A 24559-nucleotide genomic window follows, 5' to 3' on the forward strand; every position below is an offset into this window, starting at 1 on the left:
AACGAGACTTCACTGGATATCCTCGGCGGGTCCACTACATTTCAGGAAAACCATACCTGCAAACGGGCAGGATTGCATTTTGCCAATGAGCTGATGGAGGTACGTAACCATGGACACCAGCAAACACAGCCTGAGCACCCTGTTCGAACAACTGGGTCTGCCCTCCGGTCAATCGGAAGTCGAGCATTTCATCGCCCGACATTCACCATTACCCAGTGAAGTCGCTATCCAGGATGCGCCCTTCTGGTCAGAGAGCCAATCCCATTTTCTGGAGGAAGGGCTGGAAGATGACAGCGACTGGGCGGAGGTGATTGATGAACTGGATGCCCTGCTAAGGCGCTGATTGGCTGGGTCAGAGCACCGACACCCGATTTCGGCCCTCATCCTTGGCCTGATAGAGGGCCCGATCAGCCCGGTCAAACACCGACTCTTCGGTGTCGTCGTCCTGAAAACCGGTCAGCCCCGCTGAAAAGGTAATGCTTACCGGCTCGCCGCTGAAATGGAACGGCAGGCCGGATACATGTTCGCGCAGGGAATCCAATACCTTGCGGGCTTCATCTGTGGGCGTTTCCGGCAGAAGCACCACAAACTCCTCGCCACCGAACCGGGCGATAAAATCCGTCGACCGCAGGCGAGTGCTCATCTCCCGGGCCACCAACTGCAGCACGCGATCCCCTGCCTTGTGGCCATAGGAATCGTTGATGCGCTTGAACAGATCCACGTCCAGCACAGCCACCGTGAGCGGGTGCCGGTAGCGCAACCAGCGATTGTATTCAAACGACAGCCGTTCCTGCCAGGCTTCACGGTTGGGCAGCTGGGTGAGCAGATCGGTCAGGGCTCGCTGACGCTCTTCACGCACCTGGGCCTGCATCTGTTCCGAATGGGCCTCCATGGCCGCGACTTTCTCCTGCATGGCTTCCAGTTGGTTCGCCAGCAGTTTTTCACGCTCGCTTTCCGACGTCCGGAACCGCTCCAGCGCACTGCCAATAAATTCCAGGCGTTGACTGACCGACTGCTTCAAAGCTTGAATATCCTCGCTGGCGCGGATGTCATCCTCCACCTTGTCCAGCTCGGCACGGATTTCCCGGTCCAGCGTCGCTGTGGCGTCCTGCCGGCCAGTCTGGGCGTCACTCTGCTGGGCAAAATGCTCCCGCAACGCCTGCAAGCGTTCATCCAGACGTTTCAGGAAGGCCTCGAATTCGCGCTGGCTGCGGGTAATGGCGGCAATCACCAGATCGGCGACCCGGTTCAGCCCCTCCCGGAGCACTTCCCAGTCGTTGCTGGTCAGCAAGGTCTGCTGTAATTCCCGGGCTTCTGCTTCTGCGGCCGGCTCCAGGGAAGCCTGTTGCAACAGTTGCCCCAGTAACTGGCCGATGCGTCGTGCAATTCTCAGTCGCTGGGTGGTATCCGCCAGATCCACACCTTCTGCCGGGGCTTGCGGTTCCGGTGTGGGCGACACAGCCTGAGGCCCGGCCTGCTCGTCCAGCAGGGTAATCTGCCGGTCAATCTGGTCCTGCAGTTCCCGCCAGTGCTGCAGGTTGATCTGCTTCTTACGGATATCCTCCCGCAACCGACCCAACAATTCGTCCAGCTCCGGTCGCTGCCCTTCAGAGGCCAGACTGGTTCGTACCAGCATTCTTTCCAGCAGATTACGTTCGGATTCCCACTGTTTTTCCCGATGCTCTGCCTCTTCCAGTTCCCTGAGATATTTCTCTTTCCAGGAATCTTCAGATGCCATGAACTACTCCCTTACTGGCCGGCACGATGGTCTTCCTCTTCACACCCTGTGCGATCGGTCGTTCGGCGGCGCGCCCGGGGATGGCTCTGATCATAAACCCGGGCAAGATGTTGAAAGTCAAGATGAGTATAGACCTGGGTTGTGGCAATGTCCGCATGACCCAGCAATTCCTGAACCGCGCGCAGGTCGCCACTGGATTCCAGCATGTGACTGGCAAAGGAATGCCTGAGCAGGTGGGGGTGCAAACGCTGGTCCGCGCCGTGCAGAATACCCCAGCGAGACAGGCGACTCTGGATACTGCGCCGGCTCAGGCGGGTACCCCGCTGGCTGACAAACAGTGCCTTCTCACCCTCGGTGACCAGTGCCCGCCGGCAGGACAACCACTGTTGCAACGCCGCCACGGCCTTGCGGCCGACCGGCAGCACGCGCTCCTTGTTACCTTTACCGAGAACGCGGATTTCTGGGCCCTTCAGATCCAGAGCCGACAGATCGGCCCCGGCCAGCTCCGCCAGCCGAAGGCCGGAGGAATACATCAGTTCGAACATGGCCAGATCACGGATTTCGAGGGGGTCTTCGGGGGTGGCATCCAGTAACTGGCCAATCTGATCAACATCCGCAACGCGGGGCAAACGCCGACCACTTTTCGGCGCCCTGATGTCCAGAGCCGGATTATCGATGGCAAGCCCTTCGCGAAGCAGGTACTGGTAGAAACGCCGAATCGACGACAGGTGCCGGGCAATGCTGCGTCCGCTCAGCCCATCCCGGCTGAGCCGGGCTACGTAGCGCCGAACATCGTGGGCAGACAGCTCTGACCAGTCATTGAGGCCGTTATCCGCAAGCCAGGCGACCAGCCGCTGAAGGTCGCGCTGATAGTGTTCGCAGGTACGGGGTGAATGCCGTTTCTCGGATTGCAGATGACGAATGAAGCCGGTCAGCGCCGCCAATTGGCTCGCTGATCCTTTGTGGTCACTCGCCGCCACGCTCACCCCTGGCCGGTCTCCGCGGTCAGGTCCGTCACCGGAGCGCCGGTACCATGGCGCTTGAGCATAGGCGGTAAAAGCCGGCTCAGGGTGTCACTGATGTAGCTCAGGAACAGCGAGCCCATGCTCTGATCAAAGTAACCGGGTTCACAACTGCCGACAGCAAACACCCCCACCAGACCTTCGTGGCGCAGGGGCACAAGGGCAACGGAGGCGATGGGCTCGTCACGGTCCGGGAACAGGAATTCACGCTCATTCTCACGGAACTGGCCACAAACGGCCCGCTCCCCTTCCAGCAGGCTTCCCAACCGCTCACGTGCCGCGGCCGCATCCACCATATGCAGGGCACCCTGTGACTGAAGCTGACCGGTTTCACTGAACAGAAGTACCGACGCGGCATCCAGACCAAAATCACCCCGGATACTGTCATCAATGGCAGCCGCCATATCCTGCAGGTTACGGGCTTCAATCACCTGCATCAGCAGGCGTTTGCTTTTCTCGAACAACCGGTCGTTGTGGCGGGCTATGGACACCAGTTCCACCAGCTCCCGGCGTAACGTGTCCCGCTGTTCCCGGAACAGGTGCACCTGACGCTCCACCAGGGAAATCGCCCGGCCGCTGTCATGGGGCAGAGTCAAACTGCGCAGCAGCTCGTCCTGATCGATAAAAAAGTCCGGATTGGCCCTCAGATATTCTGCGACCTGTTCCCTGGTGAGTTCGCCGGCCTTCTGACGGGCCGTTTGTTCTGTCATCGTGTTCTCCTGATCGGTTCAGGCCCCGTTTTTATGAGGTCGGGTGTTCGGGCGGGCACTCCTGCGGCGCCGGGGCTGGGGTTCGCCAGGCAGCCGCAACTGGCCTTCAAATACCGTGGTTGCAGGACCTTCCATCATAACAGGGGTACCTTCCCCCTGCCATTCAATGACCAGCCTGCCGCCACGCAACTCGACTTCGACCCGACTGTCCAGCAAGCCGCGGAGACAACCGGCCACCACCGCTGCACAGGCACCGCTGCCGCAGGCGAGTGTTTCGCCGGAGCCCCGTTCAAACACCCGCAACCGGGCATGGCGGCGATCAATCACCTGCAGAAAACCAATGTTGGCCCTGGCCGGAAACCGGGGATGCTTTTCCAACTGCGGGCCAAGGCTTTCCACCGGCGCCGTATCGACATTGTCCACCACCAGCACTCCGTGGGGATTACCCATGGAGATGGCTGACAGCTCGACCGTCTGACCATTCACGTCGACGGTATACACATCCTTGCGCTGATCTGCCGCAAAGGGGATCGCGGGGGGGTTGAGCTCCGGCACCCCCATGTTGACCGCTACCAGGCCATCCCGACCCACTTTGAGCTCAATCACACCCTTGGCAGTCTGGACCCGGATAACACGCTTGTTGGTCAGGCGCTGATCGCGCACAAAGCGGGCGAAGCAGCGGGCTCCGTTGCCGCACTGTTCCACCTCCGAGCCATCGGCATTGAAAATGCGGTAGCGAAAATCAACATCCGGAAGCCCCGGTGGCTCCACCACCAGCAGCTGATCAAAACCGATCCCGAAATTGCGATCCGCCAGCTCCCGGATGGTGTCCGGGGCCAGCCGGAATGGCTGGCTGATGGCGTCGACCACCATGAAGTCGTTACCCAGCCCGTGCATCTTGGTAAAGCGCAGGACCGGACCCTGGCCACGTCGTTGCTGAGACATCTCGTTCCCCCCGCTCATTCCGGCAGGCAACTTTCCGGCGCCAGTTGGTCGTCCAGAGTCTCCCGGCGCCGAACCACATGCACCTGATCTCCGTCCACCATCAACTCCGGGGGCCGGTTGCGGGTGTTGTAGTTAGAGGCCATAACAAATCCGTAGGCCCCAGCCGAGCGCACCGCCAGCAAATCGCCGGCTTTCAGGCGCAGAGCGCGATCCTTGCCGAGGAAATCGCCGGTTTCGCACACCGGGCCCACCAGGTCCCAGGGCCTTTCCTCACTGTCCTGATGGGGCTGAACCGGAATAATGGCCTGCCAGGCACTGTAGAGTGCCGGCCGGATCAGATCATTCATGGCCGCATCGATGATGGCGAAATTCCGGTGTTCGGTGCACTTCAGGAATTCCACCCGGGTCACCAGAATGCCCGCATTCGCGGCAATGGAGCGGCCCGGCTCGAGCACCAGTTCGAGCTCCCGATCACCCATGCGTTCATTAAGGGCTTTCACATAATCTGCCGGTTGCGGCGGGGTTTCCTGGTTGTAGGTCACACCCAGACCGCCCCCCATATCCAGATGGCGGATACGGATGCCCTGCTCTGCCAGGGTGTCGATCAGAGAAAGCACCCGGCCCAGGGCATCCAAGAACGGCGAAACAGACGTCAGCTGTGAGCCGATGTGGCAGTCCACCCCGTGGATATCCAGGTTGGGCAGGCTGGCCGCCCGGGCATAGACTGCCGGCGCCTCGGCGATATCGATGCCGAACTTGTTTTCCTTCAGGCCGGTCGAGATATAAGGATGAGTGCCCGCATCCACGTCCGGATTCACTCGCAGGGAAATGGGCGCTTTCACTCCCAGTTCGCCAGCCACCTTGTTCAGGCGATCAAGCTCGGTGTCGGATTCGACATTGAAACAGCGAACGCCGGCCTCCAGGGCCCGCTTCATTTCCCATTCCTGCTTGCCAACGCCGGAAAAAACCACTTTACCGGCATCCCCGCCGGCACGAAGCACACGTTCAAGCTCTCCGGCCGAGACTATGTCAAAACCGGCCCCCAGACGAGCCAGCACATTGAGCACGGCCAGATTGCTGTTCGCCTTGACCGCATAACACACCAGATGAGGGCGATTCTTCAGGGCCTCATCGTAAGCACGGTAATGGCGCTCCAGCGTCGCCCGGGAATAGATGTAGGCTGGCGTACCAAAGCGCTCGGCGATATCGGCAACGGCAACGTCTTCGGCGTAGAGTTCGCCGTTACGGTAATTGAAGTGATCCATGCTGTTCCTGAAAGCTTAAGGTCGGGTGGTCTGGCTCAGGGCTGTTCATTGTCCTCATCGGCATTTTCGCCCGCCTCCGCAGCTGCCTCGGTGTCACCAGTCTGCGATGGTACGGCGTCGGGCACCGGCGCGTTCCGGTACAGCGGCCCTTTCTGGCCACAACCGGATACCATCAAAACCACAAACACCGAGAGCGCGACGGCCAGGCGGCGCACAAGCCCAAGCTGCATACCCAATCCCCTGAGTGAATAATGGCCGAAGTATACCCGACACCCGGGCCGCACCGCGAGGATTCACATGTTCAGGACAGGTGCTGGTTTAGGGCATCTTCCAACTGCGCCCGGTAGAACAGGTACTGGCTGGTCTGGATATCGCGCTGATACAGCTGTGGATCGAGATCGTGGGGCAGATGCAGGTCAGTCAGATACACCGGATAGGGGTCCGGACTCTGCCGCAGGGAGCGGATGTAATGGGCCACCGCCGGAATCAACCGGTCGCCATATTCCTGCACGGTAAACTCCTGATCGTTGCAATACAGATCAAAGCGCAGAATGCTGTCACCCTGTTGCACGCCCACCGCCTGCACTTCGAGGCCGGACAAGGGCATTCCGGCGACCAGTTCTGGCCGCGGATCGGCCAGCCATCGGCCATCCCTGCGTACCAGTTCGTAACACCGGATACCGGCGACCGGCTCCAGATTATCTGCCTGGCGCAACTGCCGGCGCTCAATAACACTGTCCAGAAATCGCAATAACGGTGCCAGTAGATGACGGCGTTGCTGGGCCTTCAGCTGGCGATGCCACAGACTGCCATACTCATCCACCACCCAGAGCTGGCCCTGGTCTCCCTGCAGCTGCCAGAATACCTGGATGTTACCGGCTTCGGAGGCTTCACATACCGCTTTCAATAGGGGAGCATCCTGCAAAGCATAGCGATCCGGCACCACCGGCAGAAAACTGTCCTGGGGCTGGAACAAGGCATCCATCAATGCCGCGCGGCTATCCAGGGCAACAAACCCCGGCTCCTGCCCATTGAACTGGAGCAGAAAATAACGCTGATCCATCTCGATGATATAACGCAAGGGATGGGGGCCGGTGCCGCCTGCAAAAAACTGTCGGAGCACATCGGCAAACAACTCACTCACACGCCGGGCAATGGCCTGTCCGTGCCCCCGGCTGGGCGCCATCACTCGGATATCCGGCAATTCCGCAGGGTTGATCGCCACCTGAGCGAGCACATTCTTCAAACACTGGATCAGGGTATCCCCAGCCGCGTAATGCTGCAGACTGACTTCGTGCCAGCTGTTCAGGGTAATCTGGTCGATGGTCACCACCAGGTTGTCCCGGGCCCCACTGAACCCGAGCGAGTCGTTGCGGGCGCTGAGTTTATGCAGCCCCCGCTCGGTCAGATGAGCCTGTGGGTCCACCGCCACATTCAGCAACAACAGGTTGCGTAACGGCCGTACTGCACGGGACAGGGCCTGCCGGGGCGCCGGGGGCATAGGCACCGGCAGGAAACCAGCCAGCACATCCAGTATTTCCTTCAACTCGCTGACCGACGCCACGCTCTGGCCCGCTCGCACATTCAACCGTGTACTGCGACTGAGCAGCCCGTTGCAGTAACACCAGACAAGCAACTCAGCCAGGTTGCCGGCGCGGCGAATAACCGGCTGCCAGAAGGCGTCGGACGGATCTTCAAGATCCCGGTACAACAACCAGCCGTCTCCGGCTGCCCCCTGTTCACTGCGATGGTGAAACGACAGATTCTCTTCTGCCAGCGAGGGCACCAGCCCAGGATTGATCAGCTCGACCTTACCGGCCTTGCGCTGGAAGGCGGCATAGAGCTTGCGGCCCAGCAGGTTGATGTCATTGGCGCTGATCGACGCCTGTGCATCCTGTTCCCGGGCCAATCTGGCCAGCAAGCGGTAACTGTGGGTAAGCTCGGCAACCACCCGCCGGCGTAACCCCATCACTTCCTCGGCACACCAGCGCTGACGATCGTCCAGCCTGCCCAGATCCTCCGATGACCAGCCCCAGCCTTCAACCAGGCTGCGCAACAACTCGACCCGCCAGGGGTCACCTACCATACCCGCCCGGCTGAGCGGCAAGCCGGATTTCAGGTACAGGCTTCGGCGCACCAGCTCCAGCCGATCTGCGCCGTCACGGGCCAGCAACCACTGCTCCAGTCTCTGGTACAAAAGCACGTAGGGGTCCAGGGCATCGGCGCTAATCACACCATTGTGAACCGCCTGCTTGAAGCTGGCCGAGAGCAGTGGTCGCTCCCGGTCGGTGGCGTAACATTCAATCAACAGCAGCTTGAGGATGGCTTTCCAGGGCGCATCGATTCCTTTGTAGAGCTGCCAGATGCCAGCGCCAGGCAGTTCTGCGGGAGGAATGTCCGGCACCGCGCCAAAGTCGATGTAATCCCTGGCCTGGATAAACCGACACTCCACCAGCTGTCGCCGGCAGTGGTCGTAATCGGCCTCCCGGTCTACCGGGATCAGCCACCACAACGGATATTGGCCGGCGAGGTGAATGCTGGTGCGGTAGAACTCATCCAGCAACAGAAAATGCTGGGCGCTGCCGCAGTTTTCCCCGGTGACTTCCACGCGCTGGCGCCCGGCCCGCCAATCGGCGGCAGAGAACACAAACACGTGCAGCTCCACCCCCAGGCCACCGGCCCATTCCGACAGTTTTTCGGCTTTTCGCTCCAGGCACCGAATGCCCGACGCCGGCAAATCCTGACGGTGGCAGAGCCAGACATCCAGATCACTGGCCACCGAGTGGCCGAGGGTGCCAGGGCTTCCCATCAGGAACAGACTGTCCAGATCAGGCTTTCGAGTGCCCTTGTCACGATAGTGAAAGCTACGGGCGTAACGGCGGGCGGCGTCCAGCACTTCCTGGCCGGGCGTGTAACCACTGAAGCCGTCCGGGCAGTTACCATCCAGATAGCCAGGCAAGGCCGGATGGTTACGGTGAAAAACCAGCGGCAACAACTCCAGCACCATCTGCTGCCGGTAGGTCAGTGCCGAGCACGCCCGCTGCCAGCGCTGCTGGTTAACCAGCAGAAACCGGTCCCGCAGGCGCCTGAGCGTCTTTCGGTCGATTCCATCCTCGAAATCGAGAACTATGGGCGCGGCGTGAACGGTCAAGAGAGCTCCGGCAAGAGGTTATTTTCGGCAAGATAGTCAGTATGATGAATGAATCGTGGCAAAACCTGTAAAAAAATAAAAGCACAGGCAGTGAACACGCTGCCAGCCCGAGCGAGGCACCCGAGCTGTGAAAGAGTTTCTGATTCAACGCTACCGGCCCGATCCGACGGGCCCCGTTATCCGGCCCACCCTGCTTCGGGTGGATGACGATGGCCGGATCATCCAGGCTGATCGCCATGCAGAAACCATGTTTGGCTACGACATCAGCGATCTGACCGGGCAGAAAGTCCAGCATATTCTGGCTTCCCGCCAGGACGATCCCTTCGCCCCCGCCCACCGACACCGGCTCGACAATGGCCAGACAGTGCTGGTGACGTTTCGCCACAAGGATGGCTTTTTCTTTACTGCCCTGCTCGGGCTGCGAATGGAGGTCCGGGATTCAGACCAGGCCGCTACCGCCTCGATTACCCTCAGAGACAGCGATGCCATGGATAGCCGGATTCAACGACTGGCGGAACAGAATGCCGGCTTTGGTCTCTGGGAACTGGACATGCCCAGCAACGAGATCAGCTGGTCCGAAGGTATGTACCGCCTGCTGGAACTCAAAGCCGGCAGCGAGCTGACACCGGAACAGGCGCTGTTTTACTGCCAGACAGGCCAGAACCGGGTACGAGCGATGTTCAGGCGCTGTATGCGCACCGGCCAGCCGTTCAGCATGGACCTGACCATTCTCACCAGCCGGCAACGGCCACAACGGGTTACTCTGGCCGGTCGTGCTCTGAAGAACGGCGGCCGGGTGCAAAAACTCGGCGGCGTGATGGTCAACCACAGCGAGGCCATGGTCCACGATCTGGAAAAACAACAGGCTCAGCAGATTCTTCAAGCCACGACCGCCGCATCCTCTGATCTGGTGGTAGCCATCGACACCGAGTTCAGGCTGTTGCATTTCAACACCCCCTGGTGCCAGCAGTTTCAACACGCCTTTGACCTGACGCCAAAGACCGGAGACAACCTGCGCAGCCTTTTGAAGGACTTCCCAAATGAGCGGAGACTGATCGAACGGCTATGGCAACGGGCCTTCGACCGTGAGCATTTTGTGGCAGAAATGCCCCTGAACCGCCAGGGAGAGGGACTGCCGATTTACGAATTTCACTTCCAGAGCATCCGCGGAGACCGGGGTGAGGTCACCGGGGCCGTTCATGTCGCACGCGATATCAGCAACCGGATCCAGCACACCAGCAACAGCGATTACCGCATGCGACACGATCCGGTCACCGGACTGATGAATCGCCGTTCTTTCATCGAACACCTGGAACGGGCCATGGGCCATCGCCACAAACGCCAGAGCACCGACGGGCTGCTGTTTCTGGATCTGGACAACTTCGAACAGTTCAACGAGGACGCTGGCAGCGGCACCTGCGACCGCTACCTGCGGGAACTGGCCGCCATGCTCGGGCTGCGCGTGCGACAGCGCGATGCCCTGGCACGACTGGCCGGCGATACCTTTGCGCTGTTCATCGAGAACTGCCCGAAACCCAGAGCGCGAAAGATCGCCGAGGAAATCCGCGAACAGATTGCCCAGTTCCAGTTTGAATGGCAGGGGCATACCCTGCAGACCACTACCAGCGGCGGTCTGCTGATTCTGGACAGTGAGTTGCCGGAACGGGCCGACACGCTGCTCACCCAGGCTGCGGACCTGTGCCATACCGCCAAGACTTCAGGCCGGAACCGGATCCACACCGCCCATGCACTGCCGGATGCCGCCGGCGATACTGGTACAAACAAGCAGCTGGAACAGCTCCGCCAAGCCCTGGACCACCATCAACTGATCCTTGAGTTCCAGGCTCTGAAGCCGGTGGCGAGTGTGACCTGGGGCGACCATATTGAAATACTGTGTCGCATTCCCGGTCAGGGACCGGACGACACCACACTCCTGCCCGGACAGTTCCTGCCCCTGGCCGAGCGCTTTGACCTGGCCAAACGGCTGGACCGTCAGGTCATTCGTCAGGCCCTGGACTGGCTGGGGCAGCACCGACTGCTGGAACCAAGGCTGAAATACTGCGGCTTCAACCTGTCTCTGGCCTCGGTACTGGATGACACCTTTGCCGATTTCATGGAACAGCTACTGGCACCCTCACCGTTCCGGGCGGAGTGCTTCTGCCTGGAGATCCGGGAAGCCCATGCCACCCAGTATCCGGACGAAGTGGCCGTGCTCTGCGATGCACTGCATCGAATCGGTTGCCGGGTGGCTCTGGAGGGCGCTGGTGCCTCCGTGGAAAGCTACAGCCTGGCCGCCCAGCTGCCGGTGGATATCATCAAACTGGATAGACGGGTGATGGATCATCTGGAGGATGACCCGGTTCAGCAAGTAATGGTGGATGCCCTGCATCGTATTGCAGAAGCCGCAGGCAAGGAGACCGTTGCCACCTTTATCGAGAGCGACGAAACCCTGAGAAAGGTCCGTACCCTGGGCATCCATTTTGGCCAGGGTTACCGGTTATCAAGGCCCCGACCGCTGGCGGAGCTGAAGCCGGTAGGGGTTGAGCTGAGTACGGGCTGGATCGGCGGCTAAGTTATGTTGAGGGCAGGCTTCATTCTACCCCGACCTCACACTGGATCACTTCAGAACCGCTTCCGCGGCTGCTTACCAGCCCTCCGTCGGGATTCCGTGTTCCCTGAGGTAATCGCCGTTCCTTTCGAGATAGCCTTTTGTGCGTTCCGTGAACCGGGAAGGGTCACCCGGCAACTCCGTGGCCTGCATGCGCATCACCTCGATCTCGTTGCCAATCTGGTTCGAAATCCAGACCACCACGGTACCGCCGGGCGCCAGGCCAATGGTCAGGAGGTTCCGGGGGCCTGAGCGCACATCAACCTGCGTAACATAGGTTGCCGGCTCCCGCATTCGGTCCAGCAGGTCTTCCGGCACCTGAATGATCTTGGTGTAATATTTCTGCTCCGCGTAGGAAAACCACTTGACCAGAATCAGTTCCGGAAAGGGGTCAGCTCTGCCCCCAGGCCCGGTTGGGCCACGGGCCCCCTTCCAGCAGCACCCCACCGTGCCTATCGGCTGGCGCCAGCTCCGCTCACCCGACTTCTCCAGGAACATATCAGTCACCCACACTTCGTAGTGCTGTGGCGCCGCTATCCTGACCATCCAAAGAGTGTCGTCCGCCTTCGACCACGCCGAACAGCCGCTGCCCAACAGGGCGATGGCCATGACTCCCATGGCCAGTATTTTCTGAATCATTAGTCGCCCTCTGTCTGTGGATACACCAGGCGCTCGCCTGAAGGTGCTGGTGCATTGGGATGAAACCCCTGCAACTTCGCAGGCAAGCCCGCCACCATGGTCTCAATAGCGTTGTAGTGCGCCGAGTAATGGATATAGCGCTGGAGCAACAAGTTCTCATGTTCCGTGGTCAGTGAGGGGGCGTCATTCCCTTGTACAACCTGTTCCAGAATTTGTTGAAGGATGGGTTCAAGTTCACCCTGTATCAACACGGTCTCATCAGTGGGATCAACTTCTCTCAGTGGCACTTCCTGTTCTACCGCCAATCGGTGCATCAACCGAAGAGGCACCCGTGAATACTCCCCCCGCACCTGGCGCAGCATCCGCAACACCAGTTCTACCCGGCCATCCTGGGCCGGGTGCTCGTGGCGCAGGGTGACAATGTCCAGCCGGGCTGGCCCTTCCGGGCCCTGGTCTTTCGGCCATGCCTGCAATTGCTCGGATTGCCGTACCGGCAGATTATATGGGCCAATCCAGCCTGCCGCCTCTATCTGTTGCCGCTTGGCCTCCAGGTTATCCCATTGGAGGGTTTGGTCCGGCCTGCTCAGCCGGTCGCGAGGCACCTGTAACCTGAGGCTTAACAGCACGTCCTCTCGCTGGCTGTCGCCGTAGCCACCGCCAATATCGGAATGAACACCCGGCAGGGAAATTTCCCGGAAGTTGGCCGGCAAGCTGCCGTCGCGGCTTCGCAGACTGTTCAGGGCAAAGTTCCTGCGGTGCTCATGGGCCGCGGTCAGGTGCACCGCCTGGCCCACCTTGCCTGGATCCAGGTACAACTCCACCGGGTGGTTGCGGTTGTTATGGGCCAACGCATCACCAGCAGCGAGGTTAACGATGGCGGCCACGGAGTCGAACAGCCCCACGAAGCGAATTTCTACCGTCTTCGGCCAGAGGATACCGCTGTCAGCCAGCATCTGGGCCAGCAGACCATTCTCCCCCTGATTTATCTCGTGTGCAGTATGGCGGCCAGCCGCCGCGCCCCGGCTGAAGCCGAACAGGTCCAACGTAAGTTTGTCGATGGGTTTGTCCAGACGGTCGGCGGGCAGGTTCTGCAAGACTTCTTTCACCCGCAAGGCCAGTTGCGAGAAAGCATAGTCCACCTGTGCGATAACGCCGGCCTCCCCCATGCCGGTGGCTGCGCTATACATCACATCATCCTCGCCAGTCTTGGTGCCAGCCCCAGGAGCATAAATTTTACGCCGGTAGGTGCTGGTACCCTCCTCCTCTTTTTCGTCTTCGACGTACAAATCCCACAGCTTCGCCACATTGCTGGCCGCATTGGCGTAACTGTCGCCCAACATCAGACCCATCCGCCGCTCACACTCTTCCCGGCCGATGGTGTTATTTTCGTAGGGAATCAGGCACTCCTGCTCCAGCTGCTCAACGAAGGCCCGGGTATTGGCGGCGTTGTTCATGGTGCCATCGGTAAACAGGCCCACTTCCAGGTGTATCTTTGGGGCGGGTGCCTGAGAGGAGTCTGCCTTAGCGTCTTCGGTTGCGGATGCTGCAGACATCAACACGGGAGCCACCAGTGCGGAAGCCCCTAAGGGCAGGCTCAGCCGATGGTCATCCACGCTACCTTGAGCCGCCCGCTCCCGGCGCTGACGCTGCCGGTAGTTCATTGAGAACATGTTCACTTCCAGCGACCCGACACCCCAGGATTCGGATTGGCGCAACTGCTCGCAGGTAATGCCACAGTTGTTCAGCTCTGCTACTGCACACTCAATCTCAGATGGAACGTTCAGCCAACTGCCCTCTATCCGCCACTGGCCACCGGCAGGCAGACTGTTGTCTGGCCGCCAGGTCACCATCGGCGAGAAAGGCTTATTCCACTCCGAACAGACCAACATCAACTCGCCGTCTCTGACCGCCCGATGGACAGTTTCCGCTAGGTTCCGTCGGTCACCAGAGCCATACCTGAACAGCGATTGCATGCTTGAACGAAGATGGTTGTCCTGCTCAACCAGGAGGCGGGCCCTGTCGGCAGCAAAAAAAGGAGTTTCAACAAAGGGAATGTCGAGGACCTTCAATTCTGAAGGCCTGACCAGTTTCACAAAGCTCATCGTCAGCGTCCTTGTTGACGGTAGCAAGCAGGTAAAGTTAGTCGGACAATCCTAGCCGATATTGTGTATTTATGACAAAACCGCACTTTACGGTTTTGTCATAAACTTTTTTTCTAAACTGCCTCGCCCATGACAGCCAATCGACTATGCCAGAGTTTTCCGAGCGCGGGCCACCGCTGCACGTACCTGGTTTGGCGCAGTTCCACCCAGATGATCACGGGCCTGCACGGAACCTTCCAGGGTCAGCACGTCGAACACATCTTCGCCGATCACATCGGAGAACTGTTGAAGTTCCTCCAGCGTCATATCTGACAGGTCACGACCTTCGGCGACACCGAAAGCAACTGACTTGCCGACAATCTCATGGGCATCACGGAACGGCACGCCTTTCTTGACCAGGTAATCAGCCAGATCCGTGGCGGTGGAGAAGCCCCGCTTGGCGGCTACCCGCATGTTGTCGGCCTTGGCCCTGATGGCCGGGATCATGTCGGCGTAGGCCTTCAGGCAGCCCTTGATGGTATCGACCGTGTCGAACAGCGGCTCTTTGTCTTCCTGATTGTCCTTGTTGTAGGCCAGCGGCTGGCTCTTCATCAGGGTCAGCAGGCTGATCAGATGGCCGTTTACCCGGCCGGTCTTGCCACGCACCAGCTCGGGTACATCCGGGTTTTTCTTCTGGGGCATGATCGAGGAACCGGTGCAGAACCGGTCCGGCAGGTCGATGAAATCGAACTGGGCGGAGGTCCAGAGCACAAGCTCTTCACTGAACCGGGACAGGTGGGTCATCAGCAGCGCGGCGAAACTGCAGAATTCAATGGCGAAATCCCGGTCGGAGACCGAATCCAGGCTGTTTTCAGTGGGCCGGTCAAAGCCCAGCAGTTCGGCGGTCAGATTGCGGTCAATCGGGTAAGTGGTGCCGGCCAGGGCAGCAGCCCCCAGAGGCATCACGTTCACCCGCTTGCGGCAATCCTGCAGACGATCGGCATCGCGCACCAGCATTTCGTACCAGGCCAGCAAATGGTGGCCAAAGGTAACCGGCTGGGCGGTCTGCAGGTGGGTAAAGCCGGGCATAATGGTGTCTGCCTCGCGCTCGGCCAGGTCCAGCAAGCCAGCCTGCAGGCGCGCCAGTTCCTCGGCAATCACGTCGATTTCATCGCGCAGGTACAGCCGGATATCGGTGGCGACCTGATCATTCCGGCTGCGGCCGGTATGCAGTTTCTTGCCAGTGATGCCGATGCGATCGGTGAGCCGGGCTTCGATGTTCATGTGCACATCTTCCAGGCTGACGGACCATTCGAAGCGCCCGGCTTCGATGTCTTCCTTCACGCCCTTCAGGCCGTCGATGATCTGGTCGCGCTCGGCGTCCGTCAGCACACCCACCTTCGCCAACATGGTGGCATGGGCGATGGAGCCGGTAATATCATGATGATACAGGCGCTGGTCGAAGCCCACCGAGGCGGTGAAGCGTTCAACAAAGGCATCGGTAGGCTCGCTGAAGCGGCCACCCCAGGGTTTTTCGGAGGATGTGGTCTGGTCAGACTTTTTCTGATCCGTCATGGTCTATCTTTCCTGCTGACAGCCCGGCATCATCATGCCGGCAATGGATAAGTTAAAAGTTGCGGCAGTATAGCATTCCGGCCCCGGTTAAGGAGACTCCCCTGAAACCCGACAAAGGCATGAACCACAAGGACACCGACAGCTTCTACGTGCCCGATCTGTGTCGCGTGCGGGCTGTGTTCATGCTACTGATTACCAGCGAACTTCTGGTTCTGGTGCTGGCCATCGTGCAGGCACAGAACAGCTGGATCGACTGGAACTACTTCGGTCTGCTGTCCCTGTTCGTGCAATGGACCACCCTCACCAGCGCCGCACTGATCTGTCTGTTGCGCCCCCGCCTGGCTCGTTTGAGCAACAGCCGCGCCACACTGACCATCGTCACCATTGTCTTGCTGGACGTACTGGCATTCAGCCTGTTTGCCGACAGCGTATTGCACCCGCAGCCAGGCGTGGCACTCTGGCACGGCATTGCCAAAAAGCTGTTACTGGCATTGCTGATCGTCCTGATGGTGCTGCGTTATTTTTACCTTCAGCACCAGTGGCAGCAACAGCGAGAGGCGGAAATGCAGGCCCGGCTGACCTCCTTGCAGGCCCGGATCCAGCCACACTTTCTGTTTAACAGCATGAACACCATTGCCAGCCTGATTGCCTCCAATCCGGAGCAGGCGGAAGAAGCGGTGCTGGATCTGTCGGAACTGTTCCGGGCCAGCCTGCGCACCGACGACCAGCTCATTCCCCTGAACCGTGAGCTGGAACTGTGCCAGCGTTACCTGGCGATTGAGTCTCTGAGACTGGGGGAACGCCTGCAGCTGGAGTGGGATATTCAACCCGGGCTTGGGCAACAGGTAATACCACCCCTGACACTGCAGCCGCTGGTGGAAAATGCCATCTATCACGGCATCCAGCCGCGGCCGAAAGGCGGTGTCGTCCGGGTCGAAGTATCGGCCAAGGATCACTTTGTCTACCTTCTGGTGCAGAATCCCGCGCCGGAATCTACGGAACGCCAGCACCAGGGCAACCGCGTTGCCCTGAGTAACACCCAGGCCAGACTACAGGCACTGTTTGGCGAACCGGCCGTGCTCAAACACAGCCGCCAGGGCAATACCTACACCGTCACTCTTCGCCTGCCCCGGCGCAGCATCAATACCAGCAACCGTCAGTCACGAAACAGGCCATGAATATCGAAGACAGCAAACGCGTACTGATTGCCGATGACGAACCTCTCGCCCGCCAGCGCATTCAGCGCCTGCTGGAAGCCCTGCCGGATTACCGGGTTTGTGGCGAAGCGGTGGATGGCAACGACACCTTGCGCAAAGTGGCCGAACTGGAACCGGACATCCTGCTGCTGGACATCCGCATGCCCGGCATGGATGGCATGGAGGCAGCCGACCAGCTCAGCAAGCTCCAGAATCCGCCCGCAGTGATTTTTTGCACCGCCTATGACCACTATGCCATCCAGGCGTTCGAGGTTCGCGCCGTCGCCTATCTGCTCAAACCGGTCCGGCGTGAGGCGCTGGCCGATGCCCTGGCCCGGGCCGGCAAGCTGAACCGGGTACAGAGGCAAGCCCTGGCGCAAAGTACCGATGCCGGTAACGACCAACTGGCGGTGCGCACGCACCGAGGTACCGAACTGATCGACCTGGCAGATCTGTACTACTGTGAGGCCGACCAGAAGTACGTGACCCTGCACCACAGCCACGGCGAGACAGTGTGCGACTACACCCTGAAAGAACTGGAGCAGGCTTACCCGGATCACCTTCTGCGCATCCACCGACACACACTGGTTGGCGTGCGCTTTATCCAGGGGCTGCGGCGGTCGTCCGATGGCCAGAATCAGCTGGCACTGAAAGGCAATGCCACCCTGCTGCCGGTCAGCCGCCGCCATGCCAGTACGGTCCGCCAATGGTTACACGAACACCAACCCTCCCCCTGAGGGGGTAGGCGGGGGTTCACCGCGGGACTTTTTTTCTGCCACAAGGTAACCTTGGGGCACATTTTCCCGAACGACAGTGAGTGACATGTCCAAACGTACCCTTCGCATTGCAACCCGCAGCAGCGCACTGGCGCTGTGGCAGGCGGAATTCATCAAGGCCGAGCTGGAAAGGCTGCATGACAACGTTGACGTTGAACTGATCAAGATAAAGACCCAGGGCGACAAGATCCTGGACGTCCCCCTGGCCAAGATCGGCGGCAAGGGCCTGTTCGTGAAGGAACTCGAAGAAGCCATGCTGGACGGCCGTGCCGATCTGGCCGTGCATTCCATGAAAGACGTGCCCATGGAATTCCCCGAGGGCCTGGGGCTGGTCGCCATTTGCGAGCGCGAAGACCCCACCGATGCCTTCGTCAGCAACCAGTATGAACACATCGACCAGCTGCCTGAGGGCGCGGTAGTAGGCACCGCCAGCCTGCGTCGGGAAGCCCAGCTGCGGGCCAACCGCCCGGATCTTCAGATCAAGGTACTGCGTGGCAACGTGAATACCCGGTTGGCGAAACTGGATGCCGGTGAATACGACGCCATTGTGCTGGCCAGCTCCGGCCTGAAGCGTCTCGGCTTCCACGACCGTATCCGTTACTGTCTGCCAGACACGTTTTCCCTGCCAGCCGTTGGCCAGGGTGCTTTGGGCATCGAATGCCGGGTCGGTGACACGGAACTTCTGGAGCTGATTGCCCCGCTCAATCACACCGACACCTGGGACCGCGTCAGCGCTGAGCGGGCGCTGAACCGTCGCCTTGAAGGCGGTTGCCAGGTGCCCATTGCCGCCTATGCCCTGCTGGAAGACGATAACACCCTGTGGCTGCGGGGCCTGGTTGGCGCAGTCGATGGTACCCAGATTTTCCGGGTGGAAGGCCGTGCCCCGCGCGCCGAAGGTGAACGCCTGGGCCGTGAACTGGCTGAACAGCTGCTGTCCATGGGGGCCGACAAGGTGCTGGCTGAAATCTATGGCCACACCCCGCGCTGAGTTTCAGCAACCGTCTGAACTCCAGGGCCGGCGTGTATTGATCTGCCGGCCCGAGCCCGAAGCCAGCCGCCTCGCCGAGGCCTTTCGCAAGGCCGGTGCCGATGCCCGGGTGATGCCGATGATGGCGCGCGAGCCTTTACCGGAAACCCCGGAGCAGCGCGGCATCCTGCAGCAGTTGGACAACTTTTCCCACATCATCGCGGTCAGCCCCTATGCCGCCCGCCGGCTGATGGAGGAAATCGACCACTGGTGGCCTCAACTTCCCGCCGGCCTGCAATGGTACGGAGTGGGCGCCGGCACCGCCGCGGTCTTTCGCGAACATGGCCTGAAACCGAGAATGCCCGCCGAAGGCTGGACCAGCGAAGCGTTGCTGGCGCTGCCATCACTGCAGCGCGTTGACGGAGAGAAAGTTCTGCTGGCTCGGGGCGAGCATGGCCGGGAACTGATTCGTGAGACCCTGGCGCAACGGGGCGCACGGATTACCACCCTGCCCCTGTACCGGCGCGTGCTGCCGTACTATTCTGCAAAACAGGTGAAGGCTCTGGTTGCCGACTTCCACCCCGAGGTGGTGATTGCGCTTTCCGGCGAAACCCTGAACAATCTGGTGGAGCTGGGCCACAGATACCAATTGGCTCTGACGCCCGACATAATCGTAGTACCTGCGGAGCGTGTAGCGGAACAGGCGCGCGCGCTGGGCTTCCGCAAGCCACTGGTGCCCGGTAGCCTGAACGATGACGACCTGGTCATCAGTGTTGCTTCCTGCCTGTCGCAGGAGGCCGGTGACAACGGATAACCAAGTAAGGATGCCCGTGACTGAAACAACAAAACAACTCCCCGCTCCCGTACAACCCGCCAGGCCAGAACGCCCACGCTTGTGGCCAGTGTGGATTGTGGCGGTTCTCGCGCTGATTCTGGCGATTGCCCTTGGGCTCTGGAACTGGCAACAGTGGCAGAAGCACCAGGCCACCCTGCAGGTGGTTCAGGACCTCCGGCAGGATACCAACCAGCTGGAAAGCCTTTACGGCAACCGCGGCAGCGAACAGAGCGAGCGGCTTCAGGCACTGGAAAACCGCGTGGCGGAACAGCGGGAGCTGATTGCCACCCAGCAACGCCAGATCGATCACACCGCCCGCGAATTGCTGGAAGCCGGCAACCGCACCCGCACCGACTGGCTGCTGGCGGAAGCCGAATATCTGCTGCGTATTGCCAACCAGCGCCTGCTGATTGAAAAAGACATCCGCGGTTCACTGTCCGCCCTGGAATCGGCCGACGAGGTGTTGCGGGAATCCGACGATATCGGGGTTTATCCGGTACGCCAGCAACTGGCACGGGAAATCCAGTCCTTGAGAGGCATTCAGGGTGTCGACCGCACCGGGCTATACCTGAGACTGGAGGCTGCCATCGCCAGCGTCAACGATCTCACCGACCAGGCCCTGATCAGTGATCAGGCGCCGGGATTCGACATGGTCGAAGACCAGAATGCGCCGTCTGACGGCAGCAACATGTTCACCAGAGGCTGGAACCGGTTCCTGGGCACCCTCAAGGAAGTCGTTGTGATCCGCCGGATGGACGAACCGGTAAAACCCCTGTTGTCTCCGGACCAGAGCGCCTGGGCCCGTCTCAACCTGCAACTGATGCTGGAAGAAGCTGAAATGGCGGTCTTGCGGGGCAATCAGCCACTGTATGAACGCGCTCTGAACAAGGCCATCACCACCATCAACGACTGGTATGACGGCACCAACCCGGCCATTCGCGGGCTCAACGAGACCCTGAACGAACTGGCCGAGCGCAACGTAGACCCCGAACTGCCGGATATCAGCCAGTCCCTGAGCCTGCTGAAGGAGCGGTTGGCGGGGCGCCTGGCCACAGGCGACAACGATGCCGACAGCAAGGCGGCCAACGGGGGCGATGAGTCATGATCCGCGTATTGCTGATCCTGCTGCTTGCCCTTCTGGTGGGCACCGGGCTTTCCCTGGGGTTGACCTACGATCTCGGCTATATCCGCATCAGCCTGGGCAACTACCTGATTGAAACCAATTTCTGGGTCGGGTTGGGGCTGATTCTGGTGATCATCCTGCTGACCGTCACCCTCATCAACACGGTGCGCCGCTTCCGCCACGGCACCGGTGTGATGGCTGGTTGGATTGCCCGCGGTAATGAGCGCCGGGCCCGGCGCCGGACCACACGAGGCCTCCTGGCTCTGGCCGAAGGCAACTGGCCCCGCGCCCGTAAGCTACTGTCCAGCTCTGCAAGCCATGCCGACACCCCCCTGATCAACTATCTTGCGGCGGCCCAGGCCGCGTTCGAGTCCTGCGACCATGAAGCGGTCGATGAACTGCTGCGCAAGGCCTTTGAAAGCACTCCTGGCTCCAGCATGGCAGTGGGGTTGACCCAGGCCCAGCTGCAACTGGCCGGCAACCGGCCCGAGCAGGCTTTGGCGACCCTGCTGCGCCTACGCAAGGAATCTCCACATCACCCGTTTGTCCTCAAGCTGCTGAAGAACGCCTATCTGCGTCTGGAGGACTGGCGCGAGCTGTCCCGTCTTATTCCGGAACTGCGCAAGCGCAGCGTGGTGCCAGAGAGCGAACTGAACGAACTGGAACGTCAGGTCTGGCAAAACCTGCTGGAACAGGCCGCAGAGGAATGCCAACGCAGCCGAAAGGAAAATCCCGAAGCCAGCCTGGAACCGCTGACTCGCCTGTGGGACGAGCTGCCGGGCTTTGTGCGCCGGGATGAGTACACCATCCGCGACTACGCCCGACTGCTGGCGGGACTGGGTGATGAGGCCCAGGCAGAAACGCTGCTGAGAAAGGTACTGCGTAATCACTGGAGCGATGAGCTAGTCAACCTGTATGGCCGGATTCAGGGCCAGGATCCGGAGGAACAGCTATTGATTGCAGAACAGTGGCTGAAACATCGCACCAACAACCCCGAGCTGTTGCTGGCACTGGGCCGGCTCAGCCTGCGTAATGAGCTGTGGGGAAAAGCACGGGAGTACTTTGAAACCAGTCTGAAATTACGCCGTAATCGTGAAACCCTCGCGGAGCTGAGCCGGCTGAATGCCCATATGGGCGAGGAAGAAGCCAGCATCAAGCTGCTGATGCAGGGGCTGGAAACCGACCATGGCCTGCCCGACCTCCCCATGCCCCGGGCCTGAGACTTCGCAGTCTTTGATTCAGACAAACAACAAGGGCCGGCAAATTGCCGGCCCTTGTTGATAGCGCCCACTGAAACTGTCAGCTGCGGGGAGCATACTCCAGAACATCCGAGAAAAAGGCCTGCTCCGGAAGGCCAGCCTCCACCAGCGCATCCATCAGGGTATACACCATGGTGGGCGAGCCACTGGCATGAACTTCCACGTCCTGCCAATCGAACCCTGAAGCCAGCACAGCTCTGACCAGTTGGTCGTGGTGACCGCCCCAGTCATTGTCTTCATCGTCTCCCACCACCGGCAAAAAGCTGAACGGCGCCCACTCCTCCTGCCACTGCTGTGCGAGAGAACGCAGGTACATGTCCTCGTGCTTGCGCACGCCCCAGAACAGTTTGACTGGCTTCTGGTAACGGGTTTCCCGCAGGTAATCCACCAGGCTTTTCATCTGGGCAAAACCGGTACCTGCCGCCACCAGCAGCAGAGGTTTGTCCGGCATACTGGCCAGGCAGGCCTTGCCATGGGGCAGTTCCACCGTCACATCCTGACCGGAAGTCAGCGCATCGATGACTTTCTGGGCCGAGACCCAGTCGGGCGAAGCCTGGATGTGCAGTTCGATCTGCTCTGCTGAGGGGCTGCTGGCAATCGAGAAATAGCAGGGGTCAGCTCCGGGCAGAATCACCGACAGATACTGCCCGGCATGGAAAGCCACATCCCTCCGCCGGGGTAGCTGCAAGGCCACCCGGTACACATCGTGACTGATGGAACGTACGTCGATTACCTTCGCCTGGTACTGGCGGGGCTGGTAATTTCCTGATGCCATAACGGCGGGTATCTCCAGTTCAAGGTCGGCGAGCGGCCGTGTCCGACACATCATCAGTGGCTCGTCAACCGCGATAGAATGTTGATTTCGGGTATTCAGCGCCCGACCTTTCAGCAACCGGGCCTCACAGATTTCGCACACGCCGTTTCGGCAGGCTGCCGGCACCCGTATTCCGGCTGCGGCCGCTGCAGACAACAGGTCTTCAGCCTGATCCGCACCGTAACCAAGCCCCGATGGCTGCAGGCGTATCCGAAACACTCTTTGCCCCCTGTCAGTCGGGGCGGGCACCGGGAATTTCAATCCCCAGGCTGTCCCAGATGTCATCCACCCGCTGTTTAACCTCGTCGGTCATGGCGATGGCAGTGCCCCACTCCCGGTCGGTCTCTCCGGGCCACTTGTTGGTGGCATCCATCCCCATCTTTGAGCCGAGCCCAGACACCGGCGAGGCAAAGTCCAGATAATCAATCGGGGTGTTTTCCACCAGGGTGGTGTCCCGGGCCGGATCCATCCGCGTAGTAATGGCCCAGATCACGTCTTCCCAGTTACGGGCATTGACGTCGTCATCGGTGACAATCACAAACTTGGTGTACATGAATTGCCGCAGGAATGACCATACCCCCATCATCACCCGCTTGGCATGGCCGGGATACTGCTTCTTCATGGTGACTACGGCAAGCCGGTAGGAACAGCCTTCCGGAGGCAGATAGAAATCGACAATTTCCGGAAACTGCTTCTGCAGGATTGGAATGAACACCTCGTTCAGCGCCACTCCGAGAATCGCCGGCTCGTCCGGTGGCCGGCCAGTGTAGGTGCTGTGATAGATCGGATCCCGGCGGTGGGTAATGCGCTCCACGGTAAACACCGGGAACTGATCCACTTCGTTGTAATACCCGGTGTGATCACCAAACGGCCCTTCCGGCGCCATATCGTCCGGGTAGATAAAGCCTTCCAGTACAATCTCGGCACTGGCCGGTACCTGAAGATCGCTCAGGCCCGCACTCACCAGTTCCGTTCGACTCCCTCGCAGCAATCCTGCAAAAGCATATTCAGACAGCGTATCCGGCACCGGGGTAACGGCACCCAGAATGGTGGCCGGATCAGCACCCAGTGCGACCGCAACCGGATAGGGCTTGTCCGGGTTGGCCTTACGAAACTCCTGGTAATCCAGGGCGCCCCCCCGATGGCTGAGCCAGCGCATAATCAGACGGTTACGACCAATCACCTGCTGCCGGTAGATACCCAGGTTCTGACGTTCCTTGTTGGGGCCACGGGTAATCACCAGCGGCCAGGTCACCAGAGGACCGGCGTCACCCGGCCAGCAGTGCTGGACCGGTATCTGGTACAGATCCACCTTGTCTTTTTCAATCACTACATCCTGGCAGGGTGCCGAGCGCAACACCTTGGGGCTCATGCGCATGACCTGCCGGAATAATGGCAGTTTTTCAATGGCGTCCTTGAAGCCCTTGGGGGGGTCCGGTTCTTTCAGAAACGCCAGCAGCTTGCCAATCTCCCGCAACGCAGCCACATCGTCCTGCCCCATGCCCAGTGCCACCCGTTTCGGTGTTCCGAACAGGTTGGCCAACACCGGCATATCGTAGCCTTTCGGATTCTCGAACAACAACGCCGGACCACCGGCACGCAGGGTGCGGTCGCAGATTTCGGTCATTTCCAGGTGGGGGTCAACTTCGGCGGTAATGCGCTTGAGCTCACCCAGCTTTTCCAGCTGGCTGACAAAGTCCCGAAGGTCGTTGTATTTCATGGTGTGCTCCGTTTCTGGTCTACGGTACTACGGAGTTTTTTCTGGTCTGGATTCAGACCTGAGTTCAGGTATTGGCCTGAGCAGCTTGAATGCTGGGGAGGGAATCCGCCCCGACCACCCGGACATTCCATAAGA

Annotated in this window: 20 protein-coding genes; 8 read left to right on the forward strand and 12 right to left on the reverse strand. The window is 60.1% G+C overall.

Annotated features, from left to right (window positions below; genetic code table 11):
* Positions 1-109: 109 nt before the first annotated feature.
* A complete protein-coding gene (locus tag ACSSVV_RS12075) occupies positions 110-343 on the forward strand; it encodes a DUF2789 domain-containing protein (protein ID WP_023011756.1) in 234 nt (77 codons plus the stop codon).
* A 9-nt stretch (positions 344-352) separates the two neighbouring features.
* Here ACSSVV_RS12075 and ACSSVV_RS12080 read toward each other — a convergent pair whose 3' ends face one another.
* The 7 genes from ACSSVV_RS12080 to ACSSVV_RS12110 all read right to left on the reverse strand — a co-directional run bounded on the left by ACSSVV_RS12080 (position 353) and on the right by ACSSVV_RS12110 (position 8831).
* On the reverse strand, positions 353-1738 hold the full coding sequence (locus ACSSVV_RS12080; RefSeq protein ID WP_454106316.1) for a diguanylate cyclase: 1386 nt from the start codon (positions 1736-1738) through the stop codon (positions 353-355).
* Positions 1739-1749: 11 nt separating this feature from the next.
* Positions 1750-2724, reverse strand: a complete 975-nt coding sequence (gene xerC / locus ACSSVV_RS12085; protein WP_031209908.1) for a tyrosine recombinase XerC — start codon at positions 2722-2724, stop codon at positions 1750-1752.
* Positions 2721-3470, reverse strand: a complete 750-nt coding sequence (locus ACSSVV_RS12090; RefSeq protein WP_023011759.1) for a DUF484 family protein — start codon at positions 3468-3470, stop codon at positions 2721-2723. The genes xerC and ACSSVV_RS12090 overlap by 4 nt, the downstream gene beginning before the upstream one ends.
* A gap of 18 nt (positions 3471-3488) precedes the next feature.
* Complete coding sequence (gene dapF / locus ACSSVV_RS12095) at positions 3489-4415, reverse strand: diaminopimelate epimerase (RefSeq protein ID WP_031211627.1); 927 nt, start codon at positions 4413-4415, stop codon at positions 3489-3491.
* Positions 4416-4429: 14 nt separating this feature from the next.
* Positions 4430-5680 (reverse strand): diaminopimelate decarboxylase, encoded by a 1251-nt coding sequence (lysA, locus tag ACSSVV_RS12100; RefSeq protein WP_011784039.1) that lies wholly within the window; start codon positions 5678-5680, stop codon positions 4430-4432.
* A gap of 35 nt (positions 5681-5715) precedes the next feature.
* On the reverse strand, positions 5716-5910 hold the full coding sequence (gene lptM, locus ACSSVV_RS12105) for an LPS translocon maturation chaperone LptM (protein WP_022992130.1): 195 nt from the start codon (positions 5908-5910) through the stop codon (positions 5716-5718).
* 71 nt (positions 5911-5981) lie between these two features.
* A complete protein-coding gene (locus ACSSVV_RS12110) occupies positions 5982-8831 on the reverse strand; it encodes a class I adenylate cyclase (protein ID WP_011784037.1) in 2850 nt (949 codons plus the stop codon).
* Between the two features lie 127 nt (positions 8832-8958).
* Between ACSSVV_RS12110 and ACSSVV_RS12115 the strand changes: the two genes are divergently transcribed.
* The gene (locus ACSSVV_RS12115; protein WP_454106317.1) at positions 8959-11403 is read left to right on the forward strand and encodes an EAL domain-containing protein; all 2445 of its coding nucleotides are present in this window, start codon (positions 8959-8961) and stop codon (positions 11401-11403) included.
* 72 nt (positions 11404-11475) lie between these two features.
* On the opposite strand, the gene ACSSVV_RS12120 is transcribed toward ACSSVV_RS12115, so the two are convergent.
* The 3 genes from ACSSVV_RS12120 to argH form a co-directional block, all read right to left on the reverse strand.
* Entirely contained in the window at positions 11476-12078 is a 603-nt protein-coding gene (locus ACSSVV_RS12120; protein ID WP_023008373.1) for a DUF2931 family protein, read from the reverse strand.
* Complete coding sequence (locus ACSSVV_RS12125) at positions 12078-14180, reverse strand: T6SS phospholipase effector Tle1-like catalytic domain-containing protein (RefSeq protein ID WP_228285574.1); 2103 nt, start codon at positions 14178-14180, stop codon at positions 12078-12080. Before ACSSVV_RS12125 ends, ACSSVV_RS12120 begins: the two co-directional genes overlap by 1 nt.
* Positions 14181-14324: 144 nt before the next feature.
* Entirely contained in the window at positions 14325-15734 is a 1410-nt protein-coding gene (gene argH, locus ACSSVV_RS12130; protein WP_023008375.1) for an argininosuccinate lyase, read from the reverse strand.
* 119 nt (positions 15735-15853) lie between these two features.
* Here argH and ACSSVV_RS12135 point away from each other — a divergent pair, with 119 nt between their 5' ends.
* From ACSSVV_RS12135 to ACSSVV_RS12160, 6 genes are all read left to right on the forward strand, one after another.
* Positions 15854-16912, forward strand: coding sequence for a sensor histidine kinase (locus ACSSVV_RS12135; protein WP_121208331.1), 1059 nt, complete (start codon positions 15854-15856; stop codon positions 16910-16912).
* Entirely contained in the window at positions 16909-17667 is a 759-nt protein-coding gene (locus tag ACSSVV_RS12140; RefSeq protein WP_014420353.1) for a LytR/AlgR family response regulator transcription factor, read from the forward strand. Before ACSSVV_RS12135 ends, ACSSVV_RS12140 begins: the two co-directional genes overlap by 4 nt.
* Before the next feature lie 85 nt (positions 17668-17752).
* Positions 17753-18694, forward strand: coding sequence for a hydroxymethylbilane synthase (gene hemC / locus ACSSVV_RS12145; RefSeq protein WP_022992125.1), 942 nt, complete (start codon positions 17753-17755; stop codon positions 18692-18694).
* Positions 18675-19487: a uroporphyrinogen-III synthase gene (locus tag ACSSVV_RS12150; protein ID WP_023011764.1), complete on the forward strand. Its 813-nt coding sequence runs from the start codon at positions 18675-18677 to the stop codon at positions 19485-19487. Before hemC ends, ACSSVV_RS12150 begins: the two co-directional genes overlap by 20 nt.
* A gap of 10 nt (positions 19488-19497) precedes the next feature.
* A complete protein-coding gene (locus tag ACSSVV_RS12155) occupies positions 19498-20613 on the forward strand; it encodes a uroporphyrinogen-III C-methyltransferase (RefSeq protein WP_206769614.1) in 1116 nt (371 codons plus the stop codon).
* Positions 20610-21851, forward strand: a complete 1242-nt coding sequence (locus ACSSVV_RS12160) for a heme biosynthesis HemY N-terminal domain-containing protein (protein WP_454106318.1) — start codon at positions 20610-20612, stop codon at positions 21849-21851. Before ACSSVV_RS12155 ends, ACSSVV_RS12160 begins: the two co-directional genes overlap by 4 nt.
* A gap of 79 nt (positions 21852-21930) precedes the next feature.
* Here ACSSVV_RS12160 and ACSSVV_RS12165 read toward each other — a convergent pair whose 3' ends face one another.
* Positions 21931-22923 (reverse strand): CDP-6-deoxy-delta-3,4-glucoseen reductase, encoded by a 993-nt coding sequence (locus tag ACSSVV_RS12165; protein ID WP_022992122.1) that lies wholly within the window; start codon positions 22921-22923, stop codon positions 21931-21933.
* 13 nt (positions 22924-22936) lie between these two features.
* Positions 22937-24424 carry a 4-hydroxy-3-polyprenylbenzoate decarboxylase gene (gene ubiD / locus ACSSVV_RS12170; RefSeq protein ID WP_022992121.1) on the reverse strand — a complete coding sequence of 496 codons (1488 nt, stop codon included), beginning with the start codon at positions 24422-24424 and terminating at the stop codon, positions 22937-22939.
* Positions 24425-24559 lie beyond the last annotated feature (135 nt).

This window comes from Marinobacter sp. MBR-105 (genome assembly GCF_053628895.1).

What these genes read in the sequence shown, in the direction of transcription:
- ubiD (WP_022992121.1), bottom strand. Translation starts at nt 24,424, where the DNA reads ATGAAATACAACGACCTTCGGGACTTTGTCAGCCAGCTGGAAAAGCTG.
- ACSSVV_RS12075 (WP_023011756.1), top strand. Translation starts at nt 110, where the DNA reads ATGGACACCAGCAAACACAGCCTGAGCACCCTGTTCGAACAACTGGGT.
- ACSSVV_RS12125 (WP_228285574.1), bottom strand. Translation starts at nt 14,180, where the DNA reads ATGAGCTTTGTGAAACTGGTCAGGCCTTCAGAATTGAAGGTCCTCGAC.
- ACSSVV_RS12135 (WP_121208331.1), top strand. Translation starts at nt 15,854, where the DNA reads ATGAACCACAAGGACACCGACAGCTTCTACGTGCCCGATCTGTGTCGC.
- hemC (WP_022992125.1), top strand. Translation starts at nt 17,753, where the DNA reads ATGTCCAAACGTACCCTTCGCATTGCAACCCGCAGCAGCGCACTGGCG.
- ACSSVV_RS12140 (WP_014420353.1), top strand. Translation starts at nt 16,909, where the DNA reads ATGAATATCGAAGACAGCAAACGCGTACTGATTGCCGATGACGAACCT.
- ACSSVV_RS12160 (WP_454106318.1), top strand. Translation starts at nt 20,610, where the DNA reads ATGATCCGCGTATTGCTGATCCTGCTGCTTGCCCTTCTGGTGGGCACC.
- dapF (WP_031211627.1), bottom strand. Translation starts at nt 4,415, where the DNA reads ATGTCTCAGCAACGACGTGGCCAGGGTCCGGTCCTGCGCTTTACCAAG.
- ACSSVV_RS12080 (WP_454106316.1), bottom strand. Translation starts at nt 1,738, where the DNA reads ATGGCATCTGAAGATTCCTGGAAAGAGAAATATCTCAGGGAACTGGAA.
- ACSSVV_RS12090 (WP_023011759.1), bottom strand. Translation starts at nt 3,470, where the DNA reads ATGACAGAACAAACGGCCCGTCAGAAGGCCGGCGAACTCACCAGGGAA.
- lptM (WP_022992130.1), bottom strand. Translation starts at nt 5,910, where the DNA reads ATGCAGCTTGGGCTTGTGCGCCGCCTGGCCGTCGCGCTCTCGGTGTTT.
- argH (WP_023008375.1), bottom strand. Translation starts at nt 15,734, where the DNA reads ATGACGGATCAGAAAAAGTCTGACCAGACCACATCCTCCGAAAAACCC.
- ACSSVV_RS12120 (WP_023008373.1), bottom strand. Translation starts at nt 12,078, where the DNA reads ATGATTCAGAAAATACTGGCCATGGGAGTCATGGCCATCGCCCTGTTG.
- lysA (WP_011784039.1), bottom strand. Translation starts at nt 5,680, where the DNA reads ATGGATCACTTCAATTACCGTAACGGCGAACTCTACGCCGAAGACGTT.
- ACSSVV_RS12150 (WP_023011764.1), top strand. Translation starts at nt 18,675, where the DNA reads ATGGCCACACCCCGCGCTGAGTTTCAGCAACCGTCTGAACTCCAGGGC.
- ACSSVV_RS12155 (WP_206769614.1), top strand. Translation starts at nt 19,498, where the DNA reads ATGCCCGTGACTGAAACAACAAAACAACTCCCCGCTCCCGTACAACCC.